The organism is Sphingobacteriaceae bacterium GW460-11-11-14-LB5, from assembly GCA_002151545.1.
GTDB lineage: Bacteria > Bacteroidota > Bacteroidia > Sphingobacteriales > Sphingobacteriaceae > Pedobacter.
Window position 1 is genome coordinate 2,268,285 of sequence record CP021237.1, and the last position, 15,789, is coordinate 2,284,073.

Below are 15,789 nucleotides of genomic sequence, written 5' to 3' on the forward strand. Positions count from 1 at the left end.
CTTATTTATTTTCGTTTTGATTAGCCAGGTCCACTTTGTTTTCCTCATCATCTTCTTGCCCGAACTTAGTCAAAACTTCAGATGCCTCTATTCCTTCATCATTTAAAAACCGGCTAAAAGCTGCCGTAAAACCATGGGTAACATATACTTTTTCTGCACCTGTTGCAGTAATGGCCTCCATTAAACCGGGCCAATCGGCATGGTCACTTAACGCAAAACCAGCATCGGCACTTTGCCAGCGGCGATGCGCCCGCACCTGCATCCAGCCAGAACAAATACCTGTTACGGGGTGGGCCAAATTTTTAATCCAGCGGCTATCCCTCATGGCTGGTGGCACAATTACAATACCTTTCTGCAATTCATCTTTAGTGGTTTCAGGAGTAATTCTGATGGTTTTAGGAAGCTTTACACCCGCATCAATAATTACTTCATTCAGGTTAGCAATACTGTTATGTACATAGATAGGAATATCGCCAGCCAAGTTTTTAATTAAACGTTGTGCTTTGCCCAAACTATAGGCAATTAATACACTTGTTTTTTGCTGCGTAATATTATCGCTTACCCAACTTTTGATCCCATTAAAAACAACTTCCTGCTTTTGCCATTTGTAAACGGGCAGGCCAAAAGTACTTTCCGAAACAAAAGAATGGCATTTTACAGGTTCAAATGGCGTGGTAATGCCATCGTCTTCAATTTTATAATCACCAGAGATGACACAAATTTCACCTTTATAAGCTAAACGTACCTGGGCAGATCCGATAATATGTCCGGCAGGAAAAAATGAAATATTTACGCCATTACGGACGATGCTTTCTCCATATTCCAATGTTTCTACGTTCAAATCTTCGCTGATCCTTCGCTTTATAATGGGTTTGGTTAGGGTATGGCAGAGATAATATTTATTTCCAAAACGCACATGATCGCTATGTCCATGCGTGGTAACGGCATAATCTACAGGCCACCAGGGGTCTATATAAAAATCGCCCTGCTTACAGTAAATGCCTCTTTTGGTAAATTCGATTAATGCCATAGCTACTAAACAATAAATTTATCGATTAGTTTTAGATCAATATCGGGTAAATACCCGATAATTTAAAATATCGGCTAATTACCCGATAAATAGTAATATCGGCTAATTAGCCGATATTAGTTTTGAAATATGAATAATTAGTTCGATATTGTAGTATGATTTGCATTATAACAGGTGATATTGTAGGCTCAAGGAAGATTAAAGATAGCTGGTTATTAAGCTTAAAAAGCGCTTTAAAAATCGTTTCCGATCAGAATAGTAAATGGGAGATTTACCGGGGGGATAGTTTCCAGGTAGAAGTTGAGCCAGAAAACGCCATTAGGGCTGCTGCTTATTTAAAAGCCTGCATCAGGGTAAATAAACCTGCAGATGTAAGAATGGGCATTGGGATTGGAGATATCAAAAACAAACGGAAAAAACTTTCAGAATCCAGTGGTGATGCTTTTGTAAACTCAGGAGCGGCTTTTGACAGTTTAAAACAGGCCAAGGTTAATTTAGCCATTAAAACTGATTCTGCTGATTTTGATGAGGAAATTAATGTTTTAATAAAGCTTTCGCTAATATCAATGGATAGCTGGGGAGTTGTAGCCGCCGAAATGGTAAAACTGGCCTTAGAGAACAATAACCTGTTACAAAGCGAACTGGCGGCTATTTCTGGTAGAACGCAATCCTCTGTAAGCGAAGCATTGAAACGTGCGCATTATACCGAAATTATGGAAATGGACAGGCTTTACCGTAAAAAATTGAACCAAATGATTTTAAAATAATGGATATCTATTTAATCAAACTTATTCTTGTCCATTTAATTGGAGATTTCTTTTTACAACCCAATGCCTGGGTAAAAGATAAAGAAAGCAAAAAATTAAGATCAATAAAGCTCTATCTGCATGTGGTTATCCATATAGCTTTGATATTTCTTATTTTCCTGAACTTTGGCGTTTGGAAGGTAGCGCTCTCCATAGGATTGCTTCATTTTGTGATTGACGCCTTAAAATTGGTTCTTCAGACCAAAAAAAATGCACGGATACTGTTTTTTGTTGATCAGGTTTTACATTTCACTTCGATAGTAGTGGTATGGCACTTTTTTTACAAAGGAAGTTTAAATATCAGTTTTTTTAATGAAACCAGAACCTGGATTTTAATAGCTGGGGCTTTATTTTTAACAATGCCTACATCGATTGTCATGCGGGTGATTATTGCCAAATGGCTTCCTGATAACCAGCCAGACAGTCCGCAATCGCTACAAAATGCAGGTAAGTATATCGGGATACTGGAAAGGGTACTAATTTTCTTGTTTATCTTAACCAATCATTTCGAAGCTGTTGGCTTTTTACTCGCAGCCAAATCCATATTTCGGTTCGGCGATTTAAAGGAAGCACATGACCTTAAATTAACTGAATATGTACTGATCGGAACTTTGTTAAGCTTTGGAATAGCCATTGTAACAGCCATGCTGATTCAAATGTTTATGGCATAAAAAAAGCAGCCCAAAAGCTGCTTTTAAATTTTTCTATCTTGCTCCTGGAGGGCAGTTTTCTTTTAAAAACTTAGTATAAGTTAATGATAAATGTTTGCCGGTTCCTTCGCCCTCAGAGATACTGTGGGTGCGGTTTGGATAACTCATCAATTGAAAAACCTTTCCATTTTTAATCAACTCATTAATCAGCATTTCGGCATTTTGGTAATGCACGTTATCGTCGCCAGTGCCATGGATATACAATAAATTACCTTTTAAATTTTTAGCATAAGTAATAGGAGAGCCTTTAACATAAGCCTCTTTACTTGGGAAAGGGGTACCCATGTAGCGTTCCTGGTAAACATTATCATAAGTTAGCTGGTTGCCAACCGCGGCAATTGCAATACCCGTTTTATAAATTTCAGGATATTGGAACATGAGGTTTAACGTAGATGAGCCACCACCGCTCCAGCCCCAAACGGCCACGCGGTCTTTATCCATAAAGGCATTGGTAGCCAATAGTTTTTTAGCAGCCATAGCCTGATCGCGGATATTGATCACCCCAATATTCTTATAAATGCTTTTACGCCATGCACTACCTTTTGGAACGGGCGCTCCTCTGTTATCCATTGAAACATAGATATAACCATCTTTAGCCATATCGCCATCATACAAATGATTTACACCCGCACCGGCAACATCTGTAGCCGTTGCACCTGCAGGCTCGCCATAAACGTAAAATACAACAGGATATTTTTTATTTGGATTAAAGTTATCAGGCTTTTTCATCCAGCCATCCATTTCAATTCCGTCTTCAGTAGTTACTTTAAAAAACTCTACTTTATTTTTAGTTATGGTTTGCTTAGCCAATTGCGTTGTAATACTTCCATCCATTGTAAATGGATTTCCTGTAGTAAAGTTCATCCACTCTGTAATCGGCTTAACAAGCGAACTATTATACGAATGGCGTGCAAAAGCAGCATTTGGAGAAATATCGTAATTATGTGTTCCTGGTAAAACAGAAGGTGTAACCTGTTCTAATTTCCCTTTTCCATCTAATTTGGTTTTAAAAAGATATTTCTGAGTAGCATTGCTTGGTGATGCCAGAAAATAAACCATGTTATTTTTTACATCAATCAATTTTACATCAATCACATCATAGCTGCCTTTGGTAACCAATGTTTCTTTTTTTCCATCCAAACTGATTCGATACAGGTGATTCCAGCCATCCTTATCAGATACAATGGTAAACTCTTTATTATCATTTAACCATTTCCACTCATCCTGTGCATCAATCCAGGCCTTAGCTTTTTCAGTATAAATAGCTTTTGCTGATCCTGTTCCTGCATTACAGATAAATACTTTACTTTCGTTTTGCTCGCGGTTAAGCTGCTGTAAAATAATGTCATTACTGTTAGGTACCCACTGCATGCGTGGAATATAGTGCTGAATATTATCTCCTGGAACATCTAGCCAGTTTGTTTTGGCTGTTGCAATATCAACCACACCAACTTTACATGCCGATGGATTTTCACCTACCTTTGGATATTCTACAGGAATGGTATACGGATAAATAGAATCTGTATTATTGATCATTAAGAAATTTTTGATCTTCGTTGCATCCAGCTGCCAGTAAGCAATAGATTTGCCATCCGGACTCCATCTAAAACCATCACGGCAATCGAATTCTTCCTCATAAACCCAATCGAAAGTACCGTTAATCATTCGTTCTGTACCATCAGTGGTTAAGGCCTTAGCCCCGGTTCCATCAATATTTTCTACATATAAATTGTGCTGGCTTACATAAGCAACCTTGCTGCCATCGGGCGATAATTTAGCAAACATTAAAGATGAAGCCGGTCTGTCTTTTCCTATTTGAGTGATCTTATTGGAAGTTAAATCTGCTAACCAATAATCTCCACGCGTTTCGTAACGCCAAACTTTTTTACTGTTTGTATAAATCAATGCTTTGGTGCCATCATCAGATAACTGAAAACTTTTAACTGCAATTGCATTGTTTTTACCTGCAGGTGTTAATAATCCACTCGATATAACGGTTTTACGATCGTTTTTAGGCAATGTAATTGAAACGATTTCTCCACCAACAATCTGATAATAGGAGTTACCGTCTTTTGCCCAGTTGATACTTTGGGCTTTTGCATCAATCAGCGAGCATAATGTTATGCAAGCCATTGATAATCTTAATAATAATCTTTTAATCATATATAGTTTTTGGACATAAAAAAAGCTTTTCAACTTTCGGGCTAATTTAAATAAAAAGCCTGCAGTTAAAAAGCTGTAAATTATCTGGAATTGGTTAATTATTCACCACCACCTTGCATGGCTTTCAATTCTTCCATCGTTACTATGTCGTAACCAGTAGGAATTTCAAGGCTAATGGCACCTACTTTAGCTTCAGAAAGAGATTTTAGAAGCAGATCTGAATTTACGCCATTAATTACTGCCGAATATTTTACAGGAAATGCCCCCAAGCCTTTAAAGAAACCGCCATTGGTAATTGCAGCAATATCAAGATCTTTTGTTGCCCATAATTCATGCGCTCCACCTTTGTCGTCTTTGTAGGTATATTTTTCAGCATTAAATCCAGCTATGGTCTGTTTTTCACCAGTTGCTTTATAATCAGAGTATTTTGGCAATAAAGCTTCTTGTGCTTCTGTTTCTGCTTTGCTCACCTTTACCGCAAATTGTTTTTGGGCAACAGGAACATCAATTAATAATAATCCGGTTTTATCTGCCGTGTTTGAAATAATGTTGATCATGGCAGGACCATTTTCAATTTCTATTTTGGTTAAGTTACCATTAAATTTAGTTTTAACATCGGTTGTTGTACCATTAGCAGTTACTGCAAATACCAAAGTACCTTCAGCAATTTTCTTTTGTGCATGGGCAATTATAGCAGTACTTACCAAGATTAAAGCTACAACACCGGTTTTGATTGATTTGAACATGTTTTTATTTCAGTTTTAGTTATTTACCAATTAATTTTTTCTTTGTTTAAAAATGAAGAGATTCCTTTTTTAAAATCTTCACTTTCCCTTACACGGGCATTGATCTGTACCGCAGTTTCCAGGCATTTTTCCAACAGGGGATTGGTTGTTTGCGTAATTAGTTGTTTAGTGATCATTAACGAATTACCAGAGCTCCCGCTACACAAACTTAATGCAAATTCTCTTACTATTTGATGAATATCGGATGAATTTGTTACAAAATTTATCAAATTATATTTCAATGCTTCCTCAGCAGAAAATATTTTTCCAGTCAGTAAAATTTCCTTGGCGATCGATTCGCTCACCTTTTCCTTTAAAAAACAAGAAACAATAGCAGGAACAAAACCAATTTTTACTTCGGTATAACCAAAATTACTTTCAGGTGTAGCAAAAACAATATCACATATGGTTGCCAAACCACAGCCACCGGCAATGGCATGACCTTCTACCTGAGCGATAACCACTTTTGGCAAATAATAAATGGTTGTAAAGAGTTTTTTTAAATGATTAGAATCAGCCACATTTTCTTCAAATGTATTGTATTGCAATTGCTGCAGATATGCTAAATCGGCACCAGCACTAAAAGCGTCACCATTTGCATTCAATATAACCACTTTTACGAGGTCATCTTCTGATGCTTTTATAAATGCAGCAGTTAATTCAGCGATAAGTTGAGGGTTTAACGCATTTTTTTTTTCGGGCCTATTGATAGTTATTGTTGCTATTCTTTCAGCAACCTGATATAAAACCAGATTTTCCATGTTATTGGGTTAGTTGCACCAAATATGCTTTATTTTTCTTTAAAATATGTACATCGATATCATTATTCTCCATCTCCTTCTTAAGCATCTGAATTTTATAATCTTTGTTGGAGGCATCAATGAGTGCCGTTTTATACTTTATAGCAATGTCCATTTTGGCTAAATTAAATTTAGTATTCCCACTAAACCAGATACTTGAAAAAGTAGCGTTTCCAGTTATTCTTTTATAATCCAGACGTTCATTAATCAAAAGTATTTTATAATCAAAAAAGGCAATTTGATTATTTTTTAATGCGAACTGCCCCAAAAGGGTATCCTTCTTCAAATCTATAAAGCATATTTTACTTACCTGTAATTGCGATAATGCCGGCTCAACAGAAAATGTATAGTTTTTATCTTCACGATTTAAATCTGAAACCAGAACAGCTTCTTTTCCATTGATAAAAGCAGCTGCATAGCTTTTTCTGAGGGAAAAGAAAATGATTTTTCTTTGTTGTAAGACGCTTAGATCATCGTACATCACTAAAAGTTGGTAGCAGACAAATAGAAATAAAGAAGAGAACAACAGTCGTTTATTAAATTTTGCCAATGCATAAATAAACCACCCGAGCGACAAGCTCAATAACACCAATTCAGGCAAATTAATCCATATTGAGGAAAAGCTGGCATATGGCAAATTCGCAATCCATTTTAGTACAGCATTTGTAAAATTTATTAGCCATTCGAAAAGAGGTGCCAGAAACCCGAATGATGGGATTAACACCAAAATCCCTAAATACATCATGAGTACCAATGGGATAGTGATGAAAAGGTTCGCAAAAGGAAAGTAAATCGGGAATTGATGAAAATAATAAATACTCAATGGGAAAGTGACTACTTGCGCTGCTAAAGACATGGCTGTGAAAGCCCATAACTTATCTAACCAAACATATTCAGTATAAAGCAGGTTGTAAATTTTGGGCTGAAGATAAATTAATCCAAATACGGCCAGATAGGAAAGTTGAAACCCCACATCCCAGATTAAAAATGGGTTGTAAACGAGTTGGCAAAATGCTGAAAAGGCCAAAACATTATAACTATTCGTGGTCTTTGATAAAACTTTAGCCGTTATTAAAATACTGATCATTATGGCCGAGCGAACAACTGAAGGAGATAATCCGGTTAACAAAGCATATCCCCAAATCAACGTGCAGATTAGCAGAAGTTTTACAATCCTTAATGTCCGGTTCCTGTTCAAAAAGAAGAACAAAAAATCTAAAACAACATAAATAATGGCTACATGTGCGCCTGATACCGATAAGGCATGAATAGTTCCGGTTTTGGAATACGCCGATAGAGTTTCTTTATTTAAATCAGCGCGGTAACCTAAAATAAGGGTGGAGGCCACAGCAAACGCTTCATCATTTTTAATCAGGTTTCGGTATTTTGCTACTTGCTTTTCTCTTAGGTCTAAAGCCATCTTTATAATGGGATTACCAAGATTATTTTTGTTACTAACGATATGATCCTGATCAATAAATGCCTGATGATAAATATTCTGACTGCCCAGCCAGGCTTTGAAATCAAATTCTGCAGGATTGTATGGAGGCTCTACTTCAGTATACTTAACCGAGATCATCATTTCATCGCCATACTTGAGCTTGATGGGTTTTAAACTATCCAATTTTACAGCAAGAAGCAGCTGACCCGATAATTTGATCTGCTTACCTTTCCGATAGCCGGATATTATCTTTGCTTTTAAACGCAAAATGCCACTGCTGTGCTGAGGTTCATTATTCACCCAAACCTTTAAATAATTGCACCCGGTTTTTGCAAAGTAATTTTGGTTTAAACTTTCGTTATTGAGCAGGCAAAGCAAACCACCAAAACTGAAAAAAAGTATATAAATTAAAATACCAATAGTGCCTTTGTAACGATATATATTGAATCTTTTATAAGTGATGTTTAGAAATAAAATGCTCAGTAAAATAACAAGTAGGGTTAAGGTTAACCATTCGATATATGCTAATGCAGGAAAGAAATAAAAAACACAGATACCAAAGAGAAAAGGAAACAGGATCCTGACAAAAACATATTCGGCCTTAAACATGGTTTAAAATTGATAACGTACCTGAATTTTAACTTCCGATTTTTTATTGCCATCAATTTCGTCCAGGTAAGTGCCTACTGTTTCTACATTCTTGTAAACAAACAACCCATACCGAACCCAAACATTAAGTTTTTTAACTACATTATATTTCAGGTTGAAATAAGTCCTAAAACCTGTTCCACTATACATTCCAAAGGCAAAACTGTATAAAACATCATCTTCATAGGCGTAAATCCTACTGTTATAACTTGGTGTATTGAAATAGGCAAATCTTACATTCCCAGTTAACTTAGCGAACATTGGTGAATAATCTACATCCTGATAAATGAGATAACCAAATTCACGGCTTGCACTACCTTTTTTATATTGAGAAACTTCTAACCGGTTTTGAAAGCGCCAATTCTTATTCAACTGCCAGCTTGCCTCTGCCCGGTAACCCTCTCTTTTTACATACTCTAAAAAGTTTACCGGTACGTCCAAATCGGTGTTTTGTTGTTTGCGTTCTGTTTTAAATCGAACTAAAACTTTAAAGATTTTACTTGGCGTATAAACGGCCTGCCCCAACACCTCATAACCTTTTGAAGGTTCATCAATACGGTACTTTAACCACGGAAACCTAAAATAATCGCCATAGAAAGAAAAGGCCCAATGTTTATTTGGGTTAACATTTAAACCAGCATACAATCCTTTTTCATTGACTGCTTCACTCGCTTCGGATACAGCCTGATTAAAAAAACTGTGATAATCTTTGGCATAATCGCGATAGGTCAAAGCTGCAGAAACTGTTGGCGACAAACTAATCAGTACGCCATTAATATAGGCCAAGCCAGCACCTAAACCTTTAGCGGCCTCGCCATAGAGGTACATATTTTTATAGGTATAATTGTAAAATAAGCCGAGATTGGTTAGTGCTGTTCCGGTGAAACTATATTGATCGTAGGCTGCAGCTTGCGTAATAAAGCGAGTTTTATAATTAGTATGATAAGCAATTGCACCAAGGGCAAATTCATTTTTGGTATATTGGATGGTAGTGCCAAAAATGCGCTGTGCTAAAACCCCTTTATTCTTAATCTCAGTAGGGGTTCTATGCAATCCGGTTTGATTAATCGTGGCCTGGACTAAATTTCCTTCTGAATCTAACTTTTGGCTGGCATCAAGATTACGGAACGAAACAAAAGGAGTGAGGTCTATATTTTTAAACAGGTTAATGGTTGCAGCGCTTCCTCTAAAAAAAGAATACTCGTTAGTCGAATTATAAGGCCTTAAACCTAAATCTTTTTTAGCTACGCTGGTTACATCGGGACCTTTGCCAAAAGAAAAACCAGACCATAATGTTAAGCCCTGGCCAAACTGCAGTGTATAATCGCCAATTACCAACTTTTTTAACTTACCCAATTTGAATAATGCGATATTGCCCGAATAAAAATCGAAAGGTTTACCGATAAATTTTTCGCCGGCATCTTTATCTAAAGTTATGGCTGCTGATAGAATTGAACTATATTGATATCGGTAACGCATCTGAAATCTTTCCGGCGAACCTAGATACCGGTTTCCGGGTAAATCGGTATATCCCCTTTGCTTTTGTAAAGTTTGCGCAAAGCGCATCATCAAATCATTTCCACCATCATGCATAAGGTTTTTAAAACTGAGCTGCTGATATTCAGCAATATTAGTTAAGGTTACAAATGGAAGCAAGGTTTGGATCGTTTTAATATCAAAACCCTTAATGCTTTGTAATTCCAGCACATCCGCTAGCTGACCATTTTCCTTTATGTGTGAAAAGAAATTACTTATCTGCAGGGGAGACAGGAAAACCAAAGTTTTTAATTCTTCAACTGAAGTGCGATTCAGATTAATCGGGTGCTTACGATATTTTTCCAAAACATCAACCAGCTCGGTCATATCGTAATCATCGGGAAGGTTTTCGGCTACACTCTCTAAAATATCGCGGATATCTGCCTCTTGTATATTTTGGGCAAGTAAAGAATAGGGGAAAAGGACAAGCAACAATGCATACCATATTTTCATAAGCAGGGAGTTAACCGGTTAATAAAAAATAGGGTGATTGTTGTTTTGGTGATACTAATATAAAATAAATAATTAAAAACCTACAAAAAATGTACTTTTTTAATTACACACTAGTAATGCTGTAAAAGCGATAGGAGTAAGGAAATAAAATGCTTAGAGTTCTTCTGCCAGATTTACCAAAAAACCTTTCAGTTTTTCTAACGAATCTATAATCTTCTGATTCTCTCTAACACCTGTTTTATTATTCTTTAAATAGTCTTTGGCACCTTTTAAGGTAAATCCTTTTTCATCGACAAGGTTGAAGATAATCTTTAAGTTTTCGATGTCTTCCGGCGTGAAAAGACGGTTGCCTTTTTTATTTTTCTTGGGCTGCAGGATATCGAATTCTTTCTCGTAAAAACGGATCTGTGAGGCGTTAACATTAAACATTTCAGTCACTTCGCCCATGGTATAATACATTTTATTAATGTCTCTTTCTTTATACGGCATATTTTGTGCTTGATTATGAGTGTCTTATATCGATTAATTAAAGTATTCAAATGTAGCTCGATTTTTCCTTATTAACGCAATAAAATTTTAATTTTGTTCCCTCCAATAATATTGAAATGACAGCAAAAGAGATTAGACAGGCATTCCTTAGTTTTTTTGAATCGAAACAACATCATGTTGTTCCTTCCGCACCGATTGTGGTTAAAAACGACCCTACTTTAATGTTTACCAATGCGGGTATGAACCAATTTAAAGATCTGTTTTTAGGGGAGGCGGCCATTAAATATACTCGTGTTGCTGATACCCAGCGTTGTTTACGTGTTTCGGGCAAACATAACGACCTGGAAGAAGTAGGTATTGATACTTACCACCATACCATGTTCGAAATGTTGGGCAACTGGAGTTTTGGTGATTATTTCAAAAAAGAAGCCATCGCCTGGAGCTGGGAATTATTAACTGAAGTTTACAAAATCCCGAAAGAAAAATTATATGTTACCTATTTCGAAGGCGATGAAAAAGAAGGCTTAGAAAAAGATCAGGAAGCTTACGACCTTTGGAAACAATATGTGGATGAAAGCCATATTTTACCTGGAAATAAAAAAGATAATTTCTGGGAAATGGGCGATACCGGACCATGCGGACCATGCTCTGAAATCCATGTAGATTGTCGTACCGACGAAGAAAAAGCAGCTGTAGATGGCGCTACCCTGGTAAATGCCGATCATCCTCAGGTAATCGAAATCTGGAATAATGTATTTATGCAGTTTAACCGTTTAAAAAATGGTTCATTGCAAAGTTTACCTGCTAAACACGTTGATACCGGAATGGGTTTCGAACGTTTGGTGCGTGTTTTACAGGAAAGAACCTCTAATTACGACACCGATGTTTTCCAACCGATGATTCAGTTTATTGCAGAAAAATCTGGTATTAAATATGGTGCTGACGAGAAAACGGATATCGCTATGCGTGTCATGGCCGATCATATCCGTGCCATTTCATTTGTGATTGCCGATGGACAATTGCCATCTAATAATAAAGCAGGTTATGTGATCCGCAGGATTTTACGTCGTGCCGTACGTTATGCTTATACCTTTCTAAACTTTAAAGAGCCATTTTTAAATCAATTGGTTCCTTTACTGGCTGAGCAATTTAAAGGTGTATTTGATGAACTGATTTCGCAACAGGATTTTGTACAAAAAGTAGTGCTGGAGGAAGAAGTTTCCTTTCTGAGAACTTTATCTACAGGCATCCAACGTTTCGAAAAATACCAGGCTACTAATAATGTGGTAGAAGGTGCTTTTGCTTTCGAATTATCAGATACATTTGGTTTTCCGATCGATTTAACGGAATTAATGGCCAGAGAAAAAGGCTGGAACGTTGATCTGGCTGGCTACGAGCAGGCCTTGAAAAAACAAAAAGACGATAGCCGTGCCGCCACAGCAATTGATACAAGCGATTGGATTGTCGTAAACACAGAAGAACAGAGTGAATTTGTGGGTTACGATGATTTAGAAATCGAAACCGAGATTTTAAAATACCGTAAAGTAAAAGCAAAAGGCAAAGAACAATACCAAATTGTGCTGCGCCAAACACCTTTTTATGCCGAAAGTGGTGGTCAGGTGGGAGATACCGGCCGTTTAGAAGACCATAGCCGCCAGTTTTGGGTAGACATTACCGATACTAAAAAGGAAAATGGCTTAACCGTTCATTTTACCGATATTTTACCGGATAATTTAGAAGGTAAATTTTGGGCTGTTGTAGATGAAGATAAACGGGTTTTAACAGAAGATAACCACTCTGCGACTCACTTATTGCATGCAGCCCTTAAACAGGTTTTAGGCAAACATGTTAACCAGAAAGGTTCGTTGGTTAATGCAGATTATCTGCGTTTCGATTTTTCTCACTTTGCTAAAGTAACTGATGAAGAGCTGGCACAGATTGAGGTAATCGTGAACCAGAAAATCCGCCAGAATATTAAGTTAAAGGAACAACGTAACGTTCCTTATCAGGATGCCATTGAAAGTGGCGTAACGGCCCTATTTGGCGAAAAATACGGCGATTTTGTCCGTATGATTACGTTTGATGATCATTTCTCTAAAGAACTTTGCGGTGGTACACACGTAAAAGCAACCGGACAAATCGGTTCATTCAAAATTGTTTCCGAAAGTGCAGTTGCCGCTGGTGTTCGCCGTATTGAAGCCATCACTGCAGATAAAGCGGAGCAATATTTCTTAGACCAAAGAAAAGAACTTGGTGTGTTAAAAGCATTACTAAACGGAAGCAAAGATTTATCGGCATCTGTTCAGGCTTTATTGGATGAAAATGCGAAACTGAAAAAGGAAATTGAGAAATCGACAATAGAGCGTGTAAACACCTTAAAACATGAAATCGTTCACCATGTAAGAGGAATAAACGGCATTAACCTGATTGCTAAACACATCGATCTGCAAAGTGCCGATGCGGTTAAAAACCTGGCTTTCTCCTTAAAAGATATGGTTGATAACCTGTTTCTGGTTTTTACGACAGAAATTGATGGTAAACCCGGAATAACCGTTATGCTATCTGATCACCTGGTGAAAAAAGGATTAAATGCTTCGAATATTGTTCGCGAATTGGGTAAAGAGATTCAAGGCGGTGGCGGTGGACAACCTTTTTATGCTACAGCAGGGGGTAAAAACGCATCAGGATTAAAAGTTGTGCTGGAAAAAGCAGAAAGTTTTATTCCTCATCATTAATATAAATAATGTAATAGTCCCTGAAATAAATTCAGGGTGACGCTATGTAAAATAAAAAAGAGGCCCTAAAGCCTCTTTTTATATTTTAATGTCTTCCATGTTTTTCTCGGTGTCCTCTGGAGAATAAACTTGAATTTACACTTCTATCGTGGTGCCTGTTATCTACCCGGTATGATCTGTAATTATTTCTTGGCGAGCTGTATCTCACTCTGTTTCCGCCACCATATGAGGAGCGGTAGTAATTATTATGATGTGAATAACTTACCCTGTGACTATTATAATTTCGATATGGACTATTTCCATAAACCACTACTTTTCTGCCGTGATGCAGATCGTAACCTCTATATCTGGCTGGTAAATATCTCGATCTTGTCCATCGGTTTCCGCTTAAATAAACAAACTGTCTTTGAGGGACATAATAATAAGATTGAACTTCCGGGAGATAGTAATAATTAACGTTTTCATAACCTGCAGGAACCCAGGCAGGCTGAGCACCAATATTCACATTAATACTTACCTGAGCGCTAGATTGATTAGATGTTAAAGCCACGATACCTAAAATCGCGGAGATGATAAATAACTTTTTCATAATAATCCATTTATTTGTGTGTACTTCAGTAATTCAAACGCTGTGCCAAAAGTTCTATTGTAACAGATATATAAAAAAAGGAGTCTCTTTCGAAACTCCTTTAAATAAACCAGTAAGGTTATGGATTAATGTTTTCCTTTACCATTTCCATGGCCCTTTCCGTTATTTCCATTATTTCCTTTTCCATAAATCTTTTTAGCCTGTCCCGGAGGCATACCATGAGGATGTCCTTTTACAACATAATATTTACTATCACGGCTATCTCTTATTACCAACTGGCCTTTATTGCCTTTGTATTTGGCATACTTTACCTTATCATTTTTGAAATTCAAATAAGGCTTAGGTGAATTAATTACCACTTTATAACCATTATATAAATTGTAATTGCCGTATCTGGCAGGTAAAGTATTGGCAAAAACCCAATCGTTTCCATTTAAGTACACAAACTGTTTTTGCGGAACATAATAGTAACTTTCTACGTCAGGGAGATAGTAATAATCTACATGATCGTAACCTGTGGGTCCCCAGAGCGGTTGAGATCCGATATTAACATTTACATTTAACTGGGCTTTTGCCAGGATGCTGAGAAATGAAATCATCATAACTGCAGCCATTAAAAATAATCTTTTCATAATCAATTCATTTAGTGTTTATTATTTATAGCCAAACCACGTGCCAGAAGTAAGTAAATTAAGAAAGGAGCCCCTTTCGAAGCTCCTTTATACAACTAAATATTAATGACGCCCGTTACCGTGGACTTGATTATTATCTCTTTCAGGACGGTTATCTCTACCATTATTATCCTGAGGGCGACCATTATTTTGATCGGGTCTGGTCACATTTCTTTGTACTACACGGATAGGGCGGTTATTATTACGAACTACAGTTACATTTTTGGTAGGTCTTTGATTGTATTTTGGATGGCCTTTTACTACGTAGTATTTAGTGTCACGGCTATCTCTAATAATGGTTTGATGACCTCCATAGTTTTTATATTTACTATATCTGCTTACATAAATGTTATTTCGCAGATATGGTTTTGGTTCATTGATGACCACTTTATAAGCCCGGTACAGATCAAAGTTTCTGTATTGAGCAGGCAAACTGTTCGCCCAAACCCAACGTCCACCGTTTGAATAAATGTATTGACCAGAGGGAACATAATAATAAGCATCAATGTCAGGGAAATAATAATAATCTACATGATCATATCCCGTTGGCCCCCAAACTGGCTGCGATCCAATATTGATATTTAAGCTAACCTGTGCTTTTGCATTGTTTATGCTGAATAATGAAACCATCAGAACTGCAGCAAATAAAACTAACTTTTTCATAATGTTTTTTAATTAAAGGTTTCTTGTGTGTGTTTGCTGAGATAGACGATAGCAGCCCATACAAGTTTAATTAAAGCCATTCCATTTAACATTCTTTAACGATTGGATATAACATTGAGATATTTTACTCAACTTACTGAGTAAATTGCTAAAAACGACATAAACAACTGAATAACAATAACTTATTGGATAATTTTTTATATAAATAATATTCAAAAACAGCTGTTTGGGTTATATAATCAATGATGATTTTAATAATGGCTTTGAATT

At 36.7% G+C, this 15,789-nt stretch carries 12 protein-coding genes and 1 pseudogene; 3 read left to right on the forward strand and 10 right to left on the reverse strand.

All coding sequences use genetic code 11. The features are described from left to right. Position 1 precedes the first annotated feature (1 nt). Positions 2–1,030, reverse strand: a complete 1,029-nt coding sequence (locus CA265_09100; protein ID ARS39797.1) for a DNA ligase-associated DEXH box helicase — start codon at positions 1,028–1,030, stop codon at positions 2–4. A gap of 155 nt (positions 1,031–1,185) precedes the next feature. Between CA265_09100 and CA265_09105 the strand changes: the two genes are divergently transcribed. Further along, a complete protein-coding gene (locus tag CA265_09105; protein ID ARS39798.1) occupies positions 1,186–1,797 on the forward strand; it encodes a hypothetical protein in 612 nt (203 codons plus the stop codon). Continuing rightward, on the forward strand, positions 1,797–2,507 hold the full coding sequence (locus tag CA265_09110) for a hypothetical protein (GenBank protein ID ARS39799.1): 711 nt from the start codon (positions 1,797–1,799) through the stop codon (positions 2,505–2,507). Before CA265_09105 ends, CA265_09110 begins: the two co-directional genes overlap by 1 nt. Before the next feature lie 33 nt (positions 2,508–2,540). Here the strand turns inward: CA265_09110 and CA265_09115 are convergent, their stop codons facing one another. The 6 genes from CA265_09115 to CA265_09140 form a co-directional block, all read right to left on the reverse strand. Then, positions 2,541–4,709, reverse strand: coding sequence for a S9 family peptidase (locus CA265_09115; protein ARS39800.1), 2,169 nt, complete (start codon positions 4,707–4,709; stop codon positions 2,541–2,543). A gap of 98 nt (positions 4,710–4,807) precedes the next feature. Then, on the reverse strand, positions 4,808–5,455 hold the full coding sequence (locus CA265_09120) for a hypothetical protein (protein ARS39801.1): 648 nt from the start codon (positions 5,453–5,455) through the stop codon (positions 4,808–4,810). A 23-nt stretch (positions 5,456–5,478) separates the two neighbouring features. After that, on the reverse strand, positions 5,479–6,255 hold the full coding sequence (locus CA265_09125) for a methylglutaconyl-CoA hydratase (protein ID ARS39802.1): 777 nt from the start codon (positions 6,253–6,255) through the stop codon (positions 5,479–5,481). 1 nt (position 6,256) lies between these two features. After that, on the reverse strand, positions 6,257–8,344 hold the full coding sequence (locus CA265_09130) for a hypothetical protein (GenBank protein ID ARS39803.1): 2,088 nt from the start codon (positions 8,342–8,344) through the stop codon (positions 6,257–6,259). A gap of 3 nt (positions 8,345–8,347) precedes the next feature. Beyond that, positions 8,348–10,366 (reverse strand): hypothetical protein, encoded by a 2,019-nt coding sequence (locus tag CA265_09135; protein ARS42939.1) that lies wholly within the window; start codon positions 10,364–10,366, stop codon positions 8,348–8,350. A 159-nt stretch (positions 10,367–10,525) separates the two neighbouring features. Further along, positions 10,526–10,861 (reverse strand): MerR family transcriptional regulator, encoded by a 336-nt coding sequence (locus tag CA265_09140; protein ARS39804.1) that lies wholly within the window; start codon positions 10,859–10,861, stop codon positions 10,526–10,528. A 116-nt stretch (positions 10,862–10,977) separates the two neighbouring features. On the opposite strand from CA265_09140, the gene CA265_09145 reads away from it, so the two are divergent. Next, positions 10,978–13,596, forward strand: a complete 2,619-nt coding sequence (locus tag CA265_09145; protein ID ARS39805.1) for an alanine--tRNA ligase — start codon at positions 10,978–10,980, stop codon at positions 13,594–13,596. A 208-nt stretch (positions 13,597–13,804) separates the two neighbouring features. Here CA265_09145 and CA265_09150 read toward each other — a convergent pair. The 3 genes and pseudogenes from CA265_09150 to CA265_09160 form a co-directional block, all read right to left on the reverse strand. Beyond that, a pseudogene (locus CA265_09150) lies at positions 13,805–14,185 on the reverse strand (hypothetical protein). A gap of 125 nt (positions 14,186–14,310) precedes the next feature. Beyond that, the gene (locus tag CA265_09155; GenBank protein ID ARS39806.1) at positions 14,311–14,817 is read right to left on the reverse strand and encodes a hypothetical protein; all 507 of its coding nucleotides are present in this window, start codon (positions 14,815–14,817) and stop codon (positions 14,311–14,313) included. A 102-nt stretch (positions 14,818–14,919) separates the two neighbouring features. After that, complete coding sequence (locus CA265_09160; GenBank protein ARS39807.1) at positions 14,920–15,519, reverse strand: hypothetical protein; 600 nt, start codon at positions 15,517–15,519, stop codon at positions 14,920–14,922. Positions 15,520–15,789 lie beyond the last annotated feature (270 nt).